This window comes from Enterobacter sp. BIDMC 27 (assembly GCF_000534415.1).
In the GTDB taxonomy this organism is placed as follows: Bacteria; Pseudomonadota; Gammaproteobacteria; order Enterobacterales; family Enterobacteriaceae; genus Enterobacter; species Enterobacter hormaechei_C.
In genome coordinates, this window is record NZ_KI973178.1 from 1235920 (window position 1) to 1255120 (window position 19201).

Here is a 19201-nt window from a genome sequence, read left to right on the forward strand (position 1 = left end):
GAGATTCGCATGGAGCGGGTCTCTGGTTCACAGCTTGCAAAATGCGCTGTGAAACGGACGGGGCTGAGTCTACGAGGAAAGCTATGCTTAGAAGGAAAAAAGTAAAACCCATCACGCTGCGCGATGTCACCATTATTGATGACGCGAAACTGCGCAAAGCGATTACAGCGGCCTCGCTCGGTAATGCGATGGAGTGGTTCGATTTTGGTGTTTACGGCTTTGTGGCCTATGCACTTGGTAAAGTGTTCTTCCCTGGTGCCGATCCCAGCTTGCAGATGATTGCTGCGCTGGGTACGTTCTCCGTTCCCTTCCTGATTCGTCCTCTCGGTGGCCTTTTCTTCGGCATGCTGGGTGATAAATATGGTCGCCAGAAGATCCTGGCTATTACCATTGTCATCATGTCGATAAGTACATTCTGTATCGGCCTTATTCCGTCGTATGCAACTATTGGTATATGGGCGCCGATTCTGCTGTTGATCTGTAAGATGGCGCAGGGCTTCTCCGTTGGTGGCGAATATACCGGCGCATCGATTTTTGTCGCTGAATATTCTCCGGACCGTAAACGTGGCTTTATGGGCAGCTGGCTGGACTTTGGTTCGATTGCCGGTTTTGTCATGGGCGCGGGGGTTGTGGTTCTGATCTCAACCGTAGTGGGTGAAGAGAACTTCCTTGACTGGGGCTGGCGTATTCCGTTCTTCCTGGCGCTGCCGCTGGGCATCATTGGGCTTTATCTGCGTCACGCCCTGGAAGAGACGCCTGCGTTCCAGCAGCACGTTGAAAAGCTGGAGCAGGGTGACCGTGAAGGGTTACAGGATGGCCCGAAAGTGTCGTTCAAGGAGATTGCGACCAAACACTGGCGCAGCCTGCTGACCTGTATTGGTCTGGTGATTTCCACCAACGTCACCTATTACATGCTGTTGACCTACATGCCGAGCTACCTGTCGCATAACCTGCACTACTCGGAAGACCACGGTGTGCTGATTATTATCGCCATCATGGTGGGTATGCTGTTTGTGCAGCCGATTATGGGTCTGCTGAGCGACCGCTTTGGCCGTAAGCCATTCATTATTCTCGGCAGCGTCGCCCTGTTCGCACTGGCAATCCCGGCCTTTATTCTGATTAACAGCAATGTGCTGGGGCTGATTTTCGCCGGTCTGCTGATGCTGGCGGTGATCCTCAACTGCTTCATCGGGGTGATGGCTTCTACGCTGCCGGCAATGTTCCCGACGCATATTCGCTACAGTGCGCTGGCGGCAGCCTTTAATATCTCCGTTCTGATTGCGGGCCTGACGCCGACGCTTGCTGCTTCACTGGTGGAGAGCACGCAGAACCTGATGATGCCTGCTTACTATCTGATGGTCATTGCGGTGATCGGCCTGATTACCGGTATTACCATGAAGGAGACGGCGAATCGTCCGTTGAAAGGGGCAACGCCTGCGGCGTCTGATATTCAGGAAGCGAAAGAGATCCTGCGTGAGCACTACGATAATGTAGAGCAGAAGATTGAAGATATTGACGCAGAGATTGAGGCGCTCCAGACAAAACGCTCTCGCCTTGTCGATCAGCATCCGCGAATTAACGAGTGATAAAAAAACCCGCCGCTGGCGGGTTTTCTTTTATTAGCATCCTGCGGCAATATAGTCGCCGCCGGCGCTGACGGGGATCACCGTCAGGAACAGGATCATCGCGAACAGTATCAGAACAACCCCTCCGGCAATTTTGACCATCGGCATTACCCAGTTCAGGGACGTGCCGCCGCCAAACCAGGTTACTGTGCGTTCACGCGCGTAACGTACTGCCAGCGACAGCCCCATAATCGACAGCGCCGTGCCCAGCGACATTGTCATCACAGCAGCAATCCCCCAGCTAATAATACCGAGCGCATTCGAGAACATCAGGATCATAATTGCCCCGCTGCACGGGCGTGCGCCAATGGCCAGCACCACGCCCAGACGGGTTTTCCAGTCGCTTTTAGTCAGATCCACCCCTACGCCGTGACGGCCGCAGCCACAGCGTTCATTATGCTGGTGAAGCGGCTTGATGGCGCTAATCGCCATTTTGCGCGGACGCAGGCTGCTGAGCGCCTGATAAATGATAAACGCACCGAAGACGGCAATCAGCACGGCGCTGATTTTCTCGACGTACCAACGGCTGGTGCTGATATCTCCTGACGCGAGGTTCAATCCAACCGCCAGGATAAAGACAAAGACGATCGCGCTGACGCCCTGCATCATGCTACCGATAAACGGTACGACGCGCGCCGCGAGCTGGCTCTCTTTATTGGTGGTGAGATACGTGGTGACGATAAATTTGCCGTGCCCAGGTCCAACGGCATGGAGTACACCATAAAGAAACGCACCGGTTAACAACCATAGCCCACCGCTGTACTGATGATTATTAAGTTGCAGCAGATACATCACCAGATATCGGTGCAGGGTGATCTGGGTGGCGAGGCACCACTGAATAAAAGCATTCCAGTGCGTATGCAGTGCAAAACCTGCCATAAGTAACACCAGCACGGCGAGCCCGGCGGTTGGGATACGCCAGTCACGTTGAAGTCGTTGTGTCGTCATGAGGTTGGCCCGCGAGAGAAATATTTGCCGCTAGTATAGTGTTCAAATCGCTGGATCACACCGGGATCGTCAATAGATTGTGGATAAGTCTGTGTGTAAAAAGGTATAAGGCGGGGTTTTGCTGTGGAATGCAGCAGTCAGTCATTTTTCTGTCATTTAGCGGTTGCGGCCTGCGGAGAACTCCCTATAATGCGCCTCCATCGACACGGCGGATGTGAATCACTTCACAGATAACCCGGTCGGTTGAAGAGAAAAAATCCTGAAAATCAGGGTTGACTCTGAAAGAGGAAAGCGTAATATACGCCACCTCGCGACAGAGCGCTGAAGCGCGTCGCAACTGCTCTTTAACAATTTATCAGACAATCTGTGTGGGCACTCAAAGTGACATGGATTCTTAATGTCCTCGGACACTAAATGAATACCAAGTCTCAACGAGTGAACACGTAATTCATTACGAAGTTTAATTCATTGAGCATCAAACTTTTAAATTGAAGAGTTTGATCATGGCTCAGATTGAACGCTGGCGGCAGGCCTAACACATGCAAGTCGAACGGTAACAGGAAGCAGCTTGCTGCTTTGCTGACGAGTGGCGGACGGGTGAGTAATGTCTGGGAAACTGCCTGATGGAGGGGGATAACTACTGGAAACGGTAGCTAATACCGCATAACGTCGCAAGACCAAAGAGGGGGACCTTCGGGCCTCTTGCCATCGGATGTGCCCAGATGGGATTAGCTAGTAGGTGGGGTAACGGCTCACCTAGGCGACGATCCCTAGCTGGTCTGAGAGGATGACCAGCCACACTGGAACTGAGACACGGTCCAGACTCCTACGGGAGGCAGCAGTGGGGAATATTGCACAATGGGCGCAAGCCTGATGCAGCCATGCCGCGTGTATGAAGAAGGCCTTCGGGTTGTAAAGTACTTTCAGCGGGGAGGAAGGCGATAAGGTTAATAACCTTGTCGATTGACGTTACCCGCAGAAGAAGCACCGGCTAACTCCGTGCCAGCAGCCGCGGTAATACGGAGGGTGCAAGCGTTAATCGGAATTACTGGGCGTAAAGCGCACGCAGGCGGTCTGTCAAGTCGGATGTGAAATCCCCGGGCTCAACCTGGGAACTGCATTCGAAACTGGCAGGCTAGAGTCTTGTAGAGGGGGGTAGAATTCCAGGTGTAGCGGTGAAATGCGTAGAGATCTGGAGGAATACCGGTGGCGAAGGCGGCCCCCTGGACAAAGACTGACGCTCAGGTGCGAAAGCGTGGGGAGCAAACAGGATTAGATACCCTGGTAGTCCACGCCGTAAACGATGTCGACTTGGAGGTTGTGCCCTTGAGGCGTGGCTTCCGGAGCTAACGCGTTAAGTCGACCGCCTGGGGAGTACGGCCGCAAGGTTAAAACTCAAATGAATTGACGGGGGCCCGCACAAGCGGTGGAGCATGTGGTTTAATTCGATGCAACGCGAAGAACCTTACCTACTCTTGACATCCAGAGAACTTTCCAGAGATGGATTGGTGCCTTCGGGAACTCTGAGACAGGTGCTGCATGGCTGTCGTCAGCTCGTGTTGTGAAATGTTGGGTTAAGTCCCGCAACGAGCGCAACCCTTATCCTTTGTTGCCAGCGGTTAGGCCGGGAACTCAAAGGAGACTGCCAGTGATAAACTGGAGGAAGGTGGGGATGACGTCAAGTCATCATGGCCCTTACGAGTAGGGCTACACACGTGCTACAATGGCGCATACAAAGAGAAGCGACCTCGCGAGAGCAAGCGGACCTCATAAAGTGCGTCGTAGTCCGGATTGGAGTCTGCAACTCGACTCCATGAAGTCGGAATCGCTAGTAATCGTGGATCAGAATGCCACGGTGAATACGTTCCCGGGCCTTGTACACACCGCCCGTCACACCATGGGAGTGGGTTGCAAAAGAAGTAGGTAGCTTAACCTTCGGGAGGGCGCTTACCACTTTGTGATTCATGACTGGGGTGAAGTCGTAACAAGGTAACCGTAGGGGAACCTGCGGTTGGATCACCTCCTTACCTTAAAGAACCTGCCTTTGCAGTGCTCACACAGATTGTCTGATGAAAAGTAAATAGCAAGGCGTCTTGCGATTGAGACTGTACGTCCCCTTCGTCTAGAGGCCCAGGACACCGCCCTTTCACGGCGGTAACAGGGGTTCGAATCCCCTAGGGGACGCCACTTGCTGGTTCGTGAGTGAAAGTCACCTGCCTTAATATCTCAAAACTGACTTGCGAGTCATGTTTGAGATATTTGCTCTTTAAAAATCTGGATCAAGCTGAAAATTGAAACGACACACAGCTCATGTGTGTTCGAGTCTCTCAAATTTTCGCAATCAGAAGTGAAACATCTTCGGGTTGTGAGGTTAAGCGACTAAGCGTACACGGTGGATGCCCTGGCAGTCAGAGGCGATGAAGGACGTGCTAATCTGCGAAAAGCGCCGGCGAGGTGATATGAACCTTTGACCCGGCGATGTCCGAATGGGGAAACCCAGTGCAATCCGTTGCACTATCGTTAACTGAATACATAGGTTAACGAGGCGAACCGGGGGAACTGAAACATCTAAGTACCCCGAGGAAAAGAAATCAACCGAGATTCCCCCAGTAGCGGCGAGCGAACGGGGAGCAGCCCGGAGTCTGAATCAGCTTGTGTGTTAGTGGAACGGTCTGGAAAGTCCGACGGTACAGGGTGATAGTCCCGTACACGAAAGCACACTTGCTGTGAACTCGAAGAGTAGGGCGGGACACGTGGTATCCTGTCTGAATATGGGGGGACCATCCTCCAAGGCTAAATACTCCTGACTGACCGATAGTGAACCAGTACCGTGAGGGAAAGGCGAAAAGAACCCCGGCGAGGGGAGTGAAAAAGAACCTGAAACCGTGTACGTACAAGCAGTGGGAGCCTACTTGTTAGGTGACTGCGTACCTTTTGTATAATGGGTCAGCGACTTATATTCTGTAGCAAGGTTAACCGTATAGGGGAGCCGAAGGGAAACCGAGTCTTAACTGGGCGTTAAGTTGCAGGGTATAGACCCGAAACCCGGTGATCTAGCCATGGGCAGGTTGAAGGTTGGGTAACACTAACTGGAGGACCGAACCGACTAATGTTGAAAAATTAGCGGATGACCTGTGGCTGGGGGTGAAAGGCCAATCAAACCGGGAGATAGCTGGTTCTCCCCGAAAGCTATTTAGGTAGCGCCTCGTGAACTCATCTTCGGGGGTAGAGCACTGTTTCGGCTAGGGGGCCATCCCGGCTTACCAACCCGATGCAAACTACGAATACCGAAGAATGTTATCACGGGAGACACACGGCGGGTGCTAACGTCCGTCGTGAAGAGGGAAACAACCCAGACCGCCAGCTAAGGTCCCAAAGTCATGGTTAAGTGGGAAACGATGTGGGAAGGCACAGACAGCCAGGATGTTGGCTTAGAAGCAGCCATCATTTAAAGAAAGCGTAATAGCTCACTGGTCGAGTCGGCCTGCGCGGAAGATGTAACGGGGCTAAACCATGCACCGAAGCTGCGGCAGCGACGCTTATGCGTTGTTGGGTAGGGGAGCGTTCTGTAAGCCGTTGAAGGTGTGCTGTGAGGCATGCTGGAGGTATCAGAAGTGCGAATGCTGACATAAGTAACGATAAAGCGGGTGAAAAGCCCGCTCGCCGGAAGACCAAGGGTTCCTGTCCAACGTTAATCGGGGCAGGGTGAGTCGACCCCTAAGGCGAGGCCGAAAGGCGTAGTCGATGGGAAACAGGTTAATATTCCTGTACTTGGTGTTACTGCGAAGGGGGGACGGAGAAGGCTATGTCAGCCGGGCGACGGTTGTCCCGGTTTAAGCATGTAGGCGGAGGTTCCAGGTAAATCCGGTACTTTATTAACGCTGAGGTGTGATGACGAGGCACTACGGTGCTGAAGTGATAAATGCCCTGCTTCCAGGAAAAGCCTCTAAGCATCAGGTAACACGAAATCGTACCCCAAACCGACACAGGTGGTCAGGTAGAGAATACCAAGGCGCTTGAGAGAACTCGGGTGAAGGAACTAGGCAAAATGGTGCCGTAACTTCGGGAGAAGGCACGCTGATGTGTAGGTGAAGCCCCTGCGGGTGGAGCTGAAATCAGTCGAAGATACCAGCTGGCTGCAACTGTTTATTAAAAACACAGCACTGTGCAAACACGAAAGTGGACGTATACGGTGTGACGCCTGCCCGGTGCCGGAAGGTTAATTGATGGGGTTAGCGGCAACGCGAAGCTCTTGATCGAAGCCCCGGTAAACGGCGGCCGTAACTATAACGGTCCTAAGGTAGCGAAATTCCTTGTCGGGTAAGTTCCGACCTGCACGAATGGCGTAATGATGGCCAGGCTGTCTCCACCCGAGACTCAGTGAAATTGAACTCGCTGTGAAGATGCAGTGTACCCGCGGCAAGACGGAAAGACCCCGTGAACCTTTACTATAGCTTGACACTGAACACTGGTCCTTGATGTGTAGGATAGGTGGGAGGCTTTGAAGCGTGGACGCCAGTCTGCGTGGAGCCGCCCTTGAAATACCACCCTTTAATGGCTGGTGTTCTAACGTGGACCCGTAATCCGGGTTGCGGACAGTGTCTGGTGGGTAGTTTGACTGGGGCGGTCTCCTCCCAAAGAGTAACGGAGGAGCACGAAGGTTGGCTAATCCTGGTCGGACATCAGGAGGTTAGTGCAATGGCATAAGCCAGCTTGACTGCGAGCGTGACGGCGCGAGCAGGTGCGAAAGCAGGTCATAGTGATCCGGTGGTTCTGAATGGAAGGGCCATCGCTCAACGGATAAAAGGTACTCCGGGGATAACAGGCTGATACCGCCCAAGAGTTCATATCGACGGCGGTGTTTGGCACCTCGATGTCGGCTCATCACATCCTGGGGCTGAAGTAGGTCCCAAGGGTATGGCTGTTCGCCATTTAAAGTGGTACGCGAGCTGGGTTTAGAACGTCGTGAGACAGTTCGGTCCCTATCTGCCGTGGGCGCTGGAGAATTGAGGGGGGCTGCTCCTAGTACGAGAGGACCGGAGTGGACGCATCACTGGTGTTCGGGTTGTCATGCCAATGGCACTGCCCGGTAGCTAAATGCGGAAGAGATAAGTGCTGAAAGCATCTAAGCACGAAACTTGCCCCGAGATGAGTTCTCCCTGAGACTTTAAGTCTCCTGAAGGAACGTTGAAGACGACGACGTTGATAGGTCGGGTGTGTAAGCGCAGCGATGCGTTGAGCTAACCGATACTAATGAACCGTGAGGCTTAACCTTACAACGCCGAAGGTGTTTTGGCGAAGAGACAGACACGATTTTCAGCTTAGATTCAGAGTCCGAAGGATTTTGCGCTGAGACAAGGCGGCAAACGAAGGAAAGGAAGGAGCATACTGAGGTATGTGACTGACTTTACGAGAGCAGCCAACGCAGTATCAGTGCGAAAGACACAGGACAGAGCACAAGAATTTGCCTGGCGGCTGTAGCGCGGTGGTCCCACCTGACCCCATGCCGAACTCAGAAGTGAAACGCCGTAGCGCCGATGGTAGTGTGGGGTCTCCCCATGTGAGAGTAGGGAACTGCCAGGCATCAAACAAGTGAAGAGGCCATCCGGAAGGATGGCCTTTTTGCGTTTGTTTGCTGAAAAACGGCAGGCCGGGCAAGGCGAAGCCGCCACCCGGCAACTCAGAGCGTACTATCCCTGACAAACATTCAAACGAAGCAATTGCCGCTGATGGAAACGCCCAAGGATCAGCACCGTCGTTAACGCACCAAGCAGCGCGCAAAACATATCAGACTGGGTATCCCATGGATCGCCCTGCGTCCCAAGAAAATCATCCGCACCCTGTCCCATTGCCAAAGCTGCCCACCACTCAATGAGTTCATAGGTGGCGCTAATGGCCAGAGCAACACAGCACACCAGAAATCCCGTCATCTTATGTCCACGAACATACCCACCGCGCAGCAGAATTTCTCGCGCTGCCAGGGCGGGAACCAGCCCCTGGAAGAAGTGACCGAGCTTGTCATACGGATTTCGGCTAAGCCCGAGCATCTCCTGAACCTCAAAACCAACCGGAACCTTTGCATAGGTGTACATACCACCAACCATCAGAATGATGGCGTGGAAGAAAACCAGGGTATAGAGAAGGGGAGTGAGGGGGTATCGCCGGTGCGTGGCAAGCAGAAGTGGGATGATGATAATGACGGGCGTCACCTCCATCAGCCAGGTGACACGATCGCTCGTGAACAGGCCGGTATAAAACAGGATCATCAGCAGGAGCAGTGACCCGACTTTTAAAGCAGATAAGGTCATATCATTTTCATTGTCAGGGAAAAAAATCACTATTACCTGACAGAAGGGAAAATTCAATGCGTAGCGGATACAGAAAAGCAAAAACCCAGCCATAGGCTGGGTTCTTTAAATAGTGGTGCCCGGACTCGGAATCGAACCAAGGACACGGGGATTTTCAATCCCTTTAAAAGAGCCCAAACGATCCATCAGCACTAACAGCTTTTTACTGGTTTACCTTGAGAAAAATGTTTAAGTTTGGTTCTTCATGACTTAAGTATTGCTTAAATACGGCGTTTCGAAGCTACCAGAATCCTACCATTATGAGCCTATGCCCATAGAAGAGAAATTATCTCCCGTTCTCGCGATTCAATGACTAAAAATCAGACGGTGCAGGCTTTTAGATACTGATATTATATCTTTTGGGTAAAGTATTAATCTCTGTTGAGATAGGCTCTTAGCCCTAAAATAGCCGAGCAGCAAACGCCAAAACAACAATACTGACATTACCATTAACTGTCGCGATGGTTCTGAGTCGATCGTCTTTAAGTGTTTTACCATCAAATGTTGCGATGGTGCGGAGTCGATCGTCTTTCAGGGTCTTGCCATCAAAGGTAGCGATGGTGCGGAGTCGGTCGTCTTTCAGGGTTTTACCGTCAAAAGTTGAGATGGTTCTGAGGCGGTCGTCTTTCAGGGTTTTACCGTCAAACGTTGCGATGGTCCTGAGTCGGTCGTCTTTCAGGGTTTTACCGTCAAAGGTAGCGATGGTACGGAGTCGATCGTCTTTTATAGTTACGCTCATAAGCATTCTCCTGTGATACATCCATTCAGTACTTTACCATCCAAAATCAAGCACTGGTTTCTGTAAGTTCTGGATGCTAATTGTTTGAATGTGCGTTAAAAATTCATCCAGTTAGCATTAACATTAACCAGCGCTTCATCGATCGTACAGGTCTGACGCAGTTTAAAAGATACAATCTTACCTATAAATTGCGGTGGCGCATTGTTCTTTTATCTGGCAACTAGAGGTGTCCTCCAACCCCTTTAAATTTTTCGATAAACGCCCCAATTTTCTGGAATACAGTCTGCTTTTTCGTTTTGTACTGAGGATTCAGCGGACTGAGCTTTGGTAGCGTCTCATTTAGCTCCGTCCCATTTTCGGTGGCATACTCCCGTTTTAGTGATGTGCGGATATAGCGCCTTGCAGCCTCTTCATTGAGGTTTTCTTCCTTAATCAACGCTTCTGCTTCCCGCTGCTGTTCACGCTGAGCATAGGTAAAGAATGCATCAATGATACTGGCCTTGTCCGGCATGTCATCAAGGTTAGTTTGCTGAATAAAGTCAACAATCAGACCTTCTTTGGCACGGTTGCCCAGACTTGAGCGGATTAAGCGTCTGACCTCTTCAGTCAGGGCTTCTTTACCTTTTTTCTGACGATTGTGGTCGAAAATCAGACCAAGGATGTAATCCAGGTTAATTTCCTGCGACTTCAGCAGGTCAATTTCAAACACCACGTCATCCCAGTCTGTGGTTGATTTATCCCTGTCGTTTGATGCTTTCTCGCGTCGCTGCCAGTCCCGGATATCATTGTATGCTGAGCGATAGTCCTGAACTTTACGTTCTGCCGGGAGACGAATGGTTTGTAATTCAGCAAATTTTTCATCATCCACATAGTGCTCTGCTTTAAAGGTTTCTACCGCTTCCGGGTCACTAATATCAACCTTCTGCAGGGCTTTCAGCGTGGCAAATTCATCATAGTTTTGAAGGATGTTTTCTGCCCGCAGATATTCACCAAACAGTTTGACGAAGGCTTTTTTCTCTTTTTCACTGTCGATACTGGCAGGGTCAGGGAAGCGCTGCTCCAGCTCCGAAACAACAGCCATAAAACCTCGTTTAGCCTCACCGGTTGCCGCATCGGTAAAGCCCTGCATGTACTCTTCGTAGCTTTTTTCCAGCACCACATTCTTGGTGTTTTTGTCGCCAAATAGTGTGATGGCATCAATGGTCGGACGCTCCAGGTCCCTGAAAGTCACGATATTGCCGAAGGTTTTGGTGGCATCATAGATACGGTTTGTGCGGGAGAATGCCTGCATCAGGCCGTGATAACGGAGGTTTTTGTCAACGAAAAGAGTGTTAAGCGTCGGGGCATCAAAGCCGGTTAAGAACATTCCCACCACGATGAGAAGGTCGATATCCTGATTTTTCACTCGTTGAGCTAAATCGCGGTAGTAGTTCTGGAAGCCGTTACTGTCGGTACTGAAATTGGTTTTAAAGTGGTTGTTATAGTCATCAATGGCTGAATCCAGGAATTCCTTTGCGCTGCTGTTCATTGCGCTGGTATCAAAGCTTTCGTCGGTAATATCACCAATGGCGCTTTGCTCTTCATTTGCAGCAAAGGAGAAGATGGTTGCAACCCGAAGGCGTTTATAGCTGCCAGATTTCTTCTCCGCTTCTTCCTGTAGCATTTTAAACGTCGTGTAATAAGCTTTTGCCGCTTCCACGCTGCTAACTGCTAACATGGCGTTAAAGCCCTTAGCTCCCGGGAAGGTTCGGTGCGTTTTCTGACGGAAGTTATTGAGAATGTATTGCGTTATTTCCTGAATACGCAGGGGGTGCAAAAATGCCTGGTTGTTTTCAGCCGCGCTGAGTTTTTTCTCATCAGTTTCCGTTTCAAGAGACTTAAACTGTGGGCGGACATCGTTATAGTCCACCTTAAACTTCAGCACTTTTTCATCACGAATCGCATCAGTAATGACGTAAGAATGTAATTCACGTCCGAACACGCTGGTTGTGGTTTCTGCCCCCAGTGCATTTTCCGGGAAAATAGGCGTACCAGTAAAACCAAACTGATAAAAGCGTCTGAATTTCTTTTTGAGGTTTTTCTGGGCCTCACCAAACTGGCTGCGGTGACACTCATCAAAGATAAACACCACCTGCTGCTGATAGACGGGCAGGTCAGCTTCGGCTTTCATCAGGTTATTGAGTTTCTGAATGGTTGTGACGATGATTTTGTTATCGTCCTTATCCAGGTTTCTTCTGAGGCCTGCTGTATTATCGGAACCATTGACACTGTCCGGAGAGAAGCGCTGATACTCCTTCATGGTCTGGTAATCGAGGTCTTTCCTGTCGACCACGAAGAAGACTTTATCAATAAAGTCCAGTTCCGTAGCCAGACGTGCGGCCTTAAAGCTGGTCAGGGTTTTTCCTGACCCTGTGGTATGCCAGATAAATCCACCGCTTTCGGGTTTTGACCAGTTCTTCGCTTTAAAAGAGCTGTTGATTTTCCAGAGGATTCGCTCAGTGGCAGCAATCTGATAGGGGCGCATGACGAGCAGCGTCTGGCTGCTGTCAAACACGCTGTAATTAAACAGAACATTCAGCAGAGTATGCTTCTGGAAGAAAGTGGCGGTAAAGTCCTTCAGGTCCTTAATCAGAGTGTTATCCGACTTTGCCCAGTTCATGGTGAAATCAAAGCTGTTTTTATCCCGCTTAGTGGTACTGGCAAAGTACCGGGTATCAGTCCCGTTGGAAATCACGAAGAGTTGCAGGTATTTAAACAGGGAGTTATCGCTGTTAAAGCTTTCCTTGCTGTAACGGTGTATCTGGTTAAAGGCTTCATGAATCGCCACACCGCGTTTTTTGAGTTCGATTTGCACCAGTGGAAGGCCGTTGACCAGAATGGTGACGTCATAACGGTTAGCGTGTGAGCCAGTCTGCTCAAATTGCTGAATGACCTGCACCTTATTGCGCAGCAGGTTCTTTTTATCTATCAGATAGATGTTTTCCAGACGACCGTCATCAAACGTGAAATCACAGATATAGTCGATATGGATTTTACGGGTTTTGTCCAGGCTGCTGTCACTGGGGCTGTCGAGATACTGCTCTGCGAAACGCCGCCATTCACTTTCGTTAAACACCACACCATTAAGACGCTGAAGTTGGTCCCGCACATTCGCCAGCATCGCAGTCGGTGACTTAACGGAGATAAACTCATACCCCTGATTAAGAAGGTCCTGAATCAGCTCCCGCTCAAGGTCCGATTCGCTCTGGTAGCTGTCACCGGTATCCAGAACTTTGGTGTATTTATCAAGGACGATAAAGTTATTTGATTCAGCAATGGTGTGTGTCTGTTGTGTCATGGTGCATCCTGTGCGTCATCTGGCAAAGTCCGGAAGGATATCAGAAGCGTCTTCCGGCATTCGTAAAGCCTGATACCGGGCGGGTGAGAACAAACCCTGCCGGTATCAATGGTCCGTCAGTTGCTGGCGGTTTCTGGTCTCGGGAAGCTGAACAGCAAGTCACGATAGTACTCGTACTGCTTTTGACGTAGCTCGATTTCACGAGGAAGGCCTTCGTTGATGGAGTTTGTTAGCGCATCAAATTTGTCCAGAATAGAAACTATTCGCTCTTTATCTTCAGGTGAAGGATTTGGAATACGTATGCTCTCTAAATTTTTCTTATTTAGTTTTGGTTGCGCTGCTCCGGAAATATAGGGGGCTAAATCAATGCTATTCAGATAGTACTCCACGTACCTTCGTTCTGCATAGGAATCGAATTTAATCACATGTGCATGATTGTTTACCCAAGACTTACCACTGATACTAAATGCTATAGGCGTATTGCGGGCTAACAAATTTGCGCCATCTTCAGAAATCAGTAAAAAATCACCATCAAAAATGTAATCTTTAACATAATCGACAATTCCAGAAGCGCCATAATAAGGAATACTTCCGGCTTCCCTCAGACCGCTGGTAATGGGTTTCCTTTTCGAATCCAGATTTTCCCCTAGATCTCCCAGCATCTTCCACTCAACTTCATCCTCATCAAAACTCAGCAACTGGTCGCGATAGTAGTTGTACTGTTTTTTTCGCATATTAAGCTCAGCTGTAAGCTCAGCTGTAAGCTCAGCTGTAAGTGCAGTAAACTTATCCAGAATCCGGACAATTTCTAACTGGATAGCAAGAGACTTTTCTGGATTGTTGGGGCAAGGTATGGGGATGATTATTTTTGCCATATCTGATGCGGAAACATCAATTACTTTTGTCCCTTTTGAGTACTTTCTTTTTTCATTGTAAAATGAATTTGTCTGGGTGAAATAAGCAAAGTATTTTCCAATAATACCTTCCCTGGGCTTAAATATTGTCGCATGGCCGCCGGTGACAGCTTGCTCTTTACCAAGATAAACCAGGGCTTTACCGACATCATCAAGATTTTCACTTGTATTAGTGATCACTACATCGCCAGTATTTACTTTTTTCAGCTTTTTAGCTGTATCTTGTGAAACAAAGGACTTTGTGGTTTCTGTTGAAAGGCCATAAAAGGTATAAATCTGACCATAGTGAATAGCAGGAATACCTGCCTCAGTAAAATCAGTTTTTGGTAAGCCATTTCCACGAACAAGCTCACCTAAAACACCGAGTGGCAGCCACTCAACCTCAGCGCCATCCAGCAGTTTTTCCAGATAACTTAACTCGCTCATGCCCGTGCCTCATTGTCTTCAATTTGGGCCACAATCGTATCAATGTCTTTGCGCAACTGATCGATTTTGCTGACGGTAGTTTTTAGCTCGGCATTCAGCACTGCAATATCTACAATTTCGCGGGTATCCATGGCTTCGACGTAGCTGCTGACTGACAGGTTATAGTCATTGGCGGATACTGTTTCATAAGGGATTGTTTTCGCGAGGTGGTCAATATCTGCTTTGCTGGCAAAGACCTGCATAATCTTTTCGATATGACCATCAGTCAGGATATTGTTATTGGTTTCTTTCTTAAACAACCCGCTGGCATCAATAAACTGAACGCGGGTATCTGTTTTGTGCTTTGACATCACCAGAATGTTAACGGCAATGGTGGTGCCGAAGAACAGATTCGGTGCCAGAGAAATCACCGTTTCAACATAGTTATTGTCGACCAGGTACTGGCGGATTTTCTGCTCTGCACCGCCACGGTAGAAAATACCGGGGAAGCAAACTATTGCTGCACGCCCTTTAGCAGACAGGTAGTTCAGCGCATGTAGGACAAATGCAAAGTCCGCTTTTGATTTCGGGGCCAGTACGCCAGCCGGAGCAAAGCGCTCATCGTTAATCAGGGTCGGGTCGTCACTGCCAATCCACTTAACCGAGTACGGCGGGTTAGAGACAATCGCATCAAACGGTTTTTCATCGACAAAGTGAGGCTCAGTCAGGGTATTCCCCAGTCTGATATCAAATTTGTCGTAGTTGATGTTATGTAGGAACATGTTCATACGCGCCAGGTTAAAGGTTGTATGATTTATCTCCTGACCATAAAAACCTTCTTCAATGATATGGTTATCAAAGTGTTTTTTCGCCTGAAGCAGCAGTGAACCGGAGCCAGCTGCAGGGTCATAGATTTTGTTGACGTGAGTCTGACCGTGCATCGCAAGCTGAGCAATCAGCTTAGAGACGTGCTGAGGTGTGAAGAACTCCCCGCCAGACTTACCGGCATTTGCCGCATAGTTAGAAATCAGGAACTCGTAGGCATCACCAAACAGGTCAATCTGGTGCTCGTTAAAATTCCCCAGTTTTAGCCCCTCAACGCCTTTGAGAACGGCGGCAAGACGGGTGTTTTTGTCTTTGACGGTGTTCCCCAGTCGATTGCTGGTCGTATCGAAATCGGCAAAGAGACCTTTGATGTCGGCCTCAGACGGATAGCCGTAGGCAGAGCTTTCAATAGCGACGAAGATACTGTTTAAATCAGCATTCAGCCTGTCGTTGGTGTTAGCTTTAGCTGCAACGTTGCAGAACAGCTGGCTCGGGTAGATGAAATAGCCTTTAGTCCTGATGGCATCATCTTTGATGTCATCGGTAATGATGCTGTCATCAAGTGCTGCATAATGTATGCTCTCATCCCCTGCTTCCATGTAGCTGGAAAAATTCTCACTGATGAAGCGATAGAAAAGTGCACCGAGTACATACTGTTTAAAATCCCATCCGTCTACGGAGCCTCTGACATCATTGGCAATGGCCCAGATTTGACGGTGTAGCTCGGCACGCTGCTGAAGGCTTGTCATTTTGTATCCTGTTGTATGATTCTTAAGTACTGTTATTGGCCCGATTTTATCGCAATTTCATATTGATGACAGGCTTTGTATGTCATACGTTTCACTGAGAGTTCGTTTTCCCGGTTGTGTAGCCAACGCTCTTTCAGTCAGGCCAGTAGAAACGTTGTGCTGACGATAAATACTGAAGCCCCAATACTATCGGGGCTGAACGTTCAGTCGGTGAGAATTTCTTCATCCGTATCCATTGTGGATGGTGATGAATCTATTTTTGTTGTAAGAAATACCCGATTCAGTAGTCTTTGCTTCAGGGCGTTTCTTCGCTCATTGTAGAATTCCGGGAAGCGAATGAACTCAATATTTTCATCTGAAACTAACAGCATTGATGGCGAATAGTTGTTTGATGGCTGAGATAGCCATTGTTTCAGGGAAGTATCCTGTTTACTTATATTCTGAGAGTGATTCAGTAAATGAAGATTCGGTATGGTGTCCCAGTATTCTGGATTTTCATAAAAGCTGAGGTTCTCTGGTGAGTTCGCAACATAATCTAATTTTTCAAGATATTTCTTTGAAAAATGATTTCTTGGGTGAAGGTGATCAATATGAAACACCTCGGTCGGATTCATTTCAGGGAACAGAAGATGCAATAGTGCGCGGCAACGACCTTCGCCATATCTGATATTGAGAAGGCTTTCGATGTATTCGTCGTCAAATCTGAGGTCCTTATTCGAGCCTTTATATCTGTCAATAATCTTCTCAAGAGGAAAATGAATATCTGAAAGACTATTTTTCATTACATCTCTGATGCTCGTGAGTAGCGCATCGGCCTGGCTTCCAAAGATCCCTTTCAGAAGTACCATGTAAAACCACTGGCTAATTACTGAGCGTTCATTGTGGTTCTTATTCAGGAGATTAATCGTTGTATATAATGGATGTCCACTGGTTTGCTTTTTGTAAAGCCAGTAGACCACAGGAATGACTGCATTTTTAGATATCAAAGACTGTGGATTGATGCCGAATCGCCTGATAAGAATAAAGGTCTCCTTGATACAGGATTTTATTTCAGACCATTGCTGTTGTATCTTACCGACCTCCTCTGAAGTGAAGTTTTTTACTTTGAACCGGACGTCAGAGTCAATAAGCATCAGGCTGGTTTTTAAGAACCAGTCTCTTTCAATATAAAACCCCATTTCATTATTCTGATAAATGTTTTTTGTCAGTTCATCCAGTTCTCTTCTGAAATCACCCTGCCAGTGCGCTACCGCTATTGACATCAGTAAGTCGGAGAACTCAAGTTTTGTCCCCCCGCTGTTCGTGCGGATGAAAACATCCAGCACATGATCAATGTCCTGACTGCTCTCATTGAAGTAGTGGATAAGATTCTCAGTTCTTATCTTGGTATAAAGTTTAAGCAGAGTTTTTCTGGAAAACTCACTGGAAATGAGTCCTCTTTTTTCAAGTTCTGGTACGACAACGTTAAATAAAATATCATCCGGGGAATCATACTGCTCGTATTTGAATATTTCGTGCAGGCAGAACCAGTGATGTTTGTTGTCTGTAAGTGAATCAGTGTATTGCTTGTCGGTCAGGAACCTGAAGTTATACTTCATCATGAGCTCATCGTCTGAATTAAGTGGCGCTGTTAAATCGACGTAAAGCTTTCTTGGCGGCAGGATGCGATCATCCTGTGCCGAAGGCCACCACACCCGGGGCTGTTTATACGCATACGTTCCACACAATCCAATATATAATGATGTGAGACGCTGCTGACCATCAATCACCGCCTTGAAATCATGAAATCCAGCATTTGTTGCTACGCAGGGGTTTTCTTCATTAAATCGCTGACAGTATTCTTTCAGGAATTCATAGAATTTGTAATCATTTTTAATACTGGCACTACGGATATCCCACATCATGAAAGAGTTTATCGGGTAGTCTCGCATGATGGAATCAAACAGCAAACATATTTGACTGCTGTTCCAGACGAACTTCCTCTGAATTGCAGGCAGAAGATAGTGGCGTAAATTAATTGAATCTATCGCTTGTTTTATCGTTATTGCTTTTTCATACTGGCCAGCCATCATAAACCTCATATGTTATATTAGCTGGCCTATTTTAATTTATTGCGTGTCGGTAGTACAGTCTTTGCACAAACTAATTTATGCAATGGAAAAGCTGACGGCTCGGTTTGTGTTTTTCATTCGGGTAGACTCGCATTGCGGATGCACAAAGTGATGAAACCTGTCTTGCTATATTTTTACCGAAGTTAACAAGTAGGCCGTGCTTTATTTTTTCACCCTCTGCCCTGATGCTGATGATAAAGCTGAACTGATATACGATTACCTCAATGAGGTCATTGCCAAATGTTATAATGGCGGCGTTGTTTATTTCATGTTCATAATCCCTCAGGTCAGTGTTAAGTCTTGCTGTTGCATCTACAAGTGCGTATTCTTTATCGATAATCATAACTTTCTCACTTATCATGTTAATGTGATTTAATCATCACTAATAATATGTTGTGATTTTAATTACGATTATTCGTCTGTTTTCTCCCGTAATGCATTATCTGATGAATAATGTTCATGTGGGGTAAGGCTTCCATAAAGTCAGACTGTTCAATCAGCGAAATGAGTGTGTTATCGATCTCAAACGTTGTATCCGGTAATACCTCAACCAGCCTGATTCGGGACAGGGAAATAACGAACACGCCCGATGACGTACATCCGGCAAGAAACCACTCCGCATGGCTGCAAAGCAGACGGTAGGGATGAACGGTATGGCTGACGTTTTCGTCGGTTCTGATACGCACCTGGGTCTGGTTAAGTATGGCGAGCGTCAGTCTGCTGAAATCACCAAAGAGCGTGGGTTTCTGGTGCGGCTCCGGTAGCATAATCCTGTAGGGTGAAGGGTGCTCCCCGTCAAGCAGAAGGCTCAGCAGTTTGGCATCCATCGCGGGTAACAGACGGTCAAGATGCAGCAGTCTCGCCAGTATCTTCATATCCCGTTCCGTGCGGCGACGAAAGTAATGCGAAGCGAGCTGATATACGCCGTTGTTCTGTTCAATATCAAGATAGGTGAGGCGGACGTTAAAATCCCGTCGCAGCGTTCGCGTCGTCACTCCAAATTCCTCTGCCAGCGTCCCGATATGCAGCTTTTCACCCTGAAACAAACGGCTCAGGATGATGGAAAGGCGGGTTGCCAGTCTGTCATGTTCGTTTTCTTGTGTTATCAGCGTCATACATCATTTCCGAATTTAGCCGGGAAATAATGCCAGCAGTAGCGGACAGGATTTGTCCGCCCTCTGAAGTTTTTTAAAGTCTGAAT

10 protein-coding genes, 1 tRNA gene and 3 rRNA genes are annotated in these 19201 nt (G+C 48.4%); 5 read left to right on the forward strand and 9 right to left on the reverse strand.

What is annotated here, in order from left to right; genetic code table 11:
• The first annotated feature begins 83 nt into the window (after positions 1–83).
• Positions 84–1586, forward strand: coding sequence for a glycine betaine/L-proline transporter ProP (proP, locus tag L463_RS16650; protein WP_015570231.1), 1503 nt, complete (start codon positions 84–86; stop codon positions 1584–1586).
• Positions 1587–1619: 33 nt separating this feature from the next.
• On the opposite strand, the gene L463_RS16645 is transcribed toward proP, so the two are convergent.
• Positions 1620–2573, reverse strand: coding sequence for a nickel/cobalt transporter (locus tag L463_RS16645; RefSeq protein ID WP_032105089.1), 954 nt, complete (start codon positions 2571–2573; stop codon positions 1620–1622).
• 485 nt (positions 2574–3058) lie between these two features.
• Here L463_RS16645 and L463_RS16640 point away from each other — a divergent pair.
• The 4 genes from L463_RS16640 to rrf all read left to right on the forward strand — a co-directional run bounded on the left by L463_RS16640 (position 3059) and on the right by rrf (position 8156).
• Positions 3059–4600 (forward strand): 16S ribosomal RNA (locus L463_RS16640).
• A gap of 84 nt (positions 4601–4684) precedes the next feature.
• Positions 4685–4760 (forward strand) — tRNA-Glu (locus L463_RS16635).
• A 182-nt stretch (positions 4761–4942) separates the two neighbouring features.
• Positions 4943–7848: ribosomal RNA gene (locus L463_RS16630) — 23S ribosomal RNA — on the forward strand.
• 192 nt (positions 7849–8040) lie between these two features.
• Positions 8041–8156: ribosomal RNA gene (gene rrf, locus L463_RS16625) — 5S ribosomal RNA — on the forward strand.
• Together the 16S, 23S and 5S rRNA genes with 1 tRNA gene alongside form the textbook arrangement of a ribosomal RNA operon.
• 107 nt (positions 8157–8263) lie before the next feature.
• On the opposite strand, the gene L463_RS16620 is transcribed toward rrf, so the two are convergent.
• The 8 genes from L463_RS16620 to L463_RS16585 form a co-directional block, all read right to left on the reverse strand.
• Positions 8264–8881 (reverse strand): DUF2238 domain-containing protein, encoded by a 618-nt coding sequence (locus L463_RS16620; RefSeq protein ID WP_032104127.1) that lies wholly within the window; start codon positions 8879–8881, stop codon positions 8264–8266.
• Between the two features lie 439 nt (positions 8882–9320).
• The gene (locus tag L463_RS16615) at positions 9321–9659 is read right to left on the reverse strand and encodes a 5-fold beta-flower protein (protein ID WP_020838577.1); all 339 of its coding nucleotides are present in this window, start codon (positions 9657–9659) and stop codon (positions 9321–9323) included.
• 220 nt (positions 9660–9879) lie between these two features.
• A complete protein-coding gene (locus L463_RS16610; protein ID WP_032673097.1) occupies positions 9880–12996 on the reverse strand; it encodes an HsdR family type I site-specific deoxyribonuclease in 3117 nt (1038 codons plus the stop codon).
• A gap of 116 nt (positions 12997–13112) precedes the next feature.
• Complete coding sequence (locus L463_RS16605; protein ID WP_032610121.1) at positions 13113–14336, reverse strand: restriction endonuclease subunit S; 1224 nt, start codon at positions 14334–14336, stop codon at positions 13113–13115.
• Complete coding sequence (locus L463_RS16600; protein ID WP_032673099.1) at positions 14333–15889, reverse strand: type I restriction-modification system subunit M; 1557 nt, start codon at positions 15887–15889, stop codon at positions 14333–14335. The genes L463_RS16605 and L463_RS16600 overlap by 4 nt, the downstream gene beginning before the upstream one ends.
• A 203-nt stretch (positions 15890–16092) precedes the next feature.
• On the reverse strand, positions 16093–17961 hold the full coding sequence (locus tag L463_RS16595) for a DUF262 domain-containing protein (RefSeq protein WP_223866199.1): 1869 nt from the start codon (positions 17959–17961) through the stop codon (positions 16093–16095).
• Positions 17962–18031: 70 nt separating this feature from the next.
• Positions 18032–18343, reverse strand: coding sequence for a hypothetical protein (locus L463_RS16590; RefSeq protein WP_000582609.1), 312 nt, complete (start codon positions 18341–18343; stop codon positions 18032–18034).
• A 58-nt stretch (positions 18344–18401) separates the two neighbouring features.
• Complete coding sequence (locus tag L463_RS16585; protein WP_032610119.1) at positions 18402–19115, reverse strand: helix-turn-helix transcriptional regulator; 714 nt, start codon at positions 19113–19115, stop codon at positions 18402–18404.
• Positions 19116–19201: the final 86 nt, after the last annotated feature.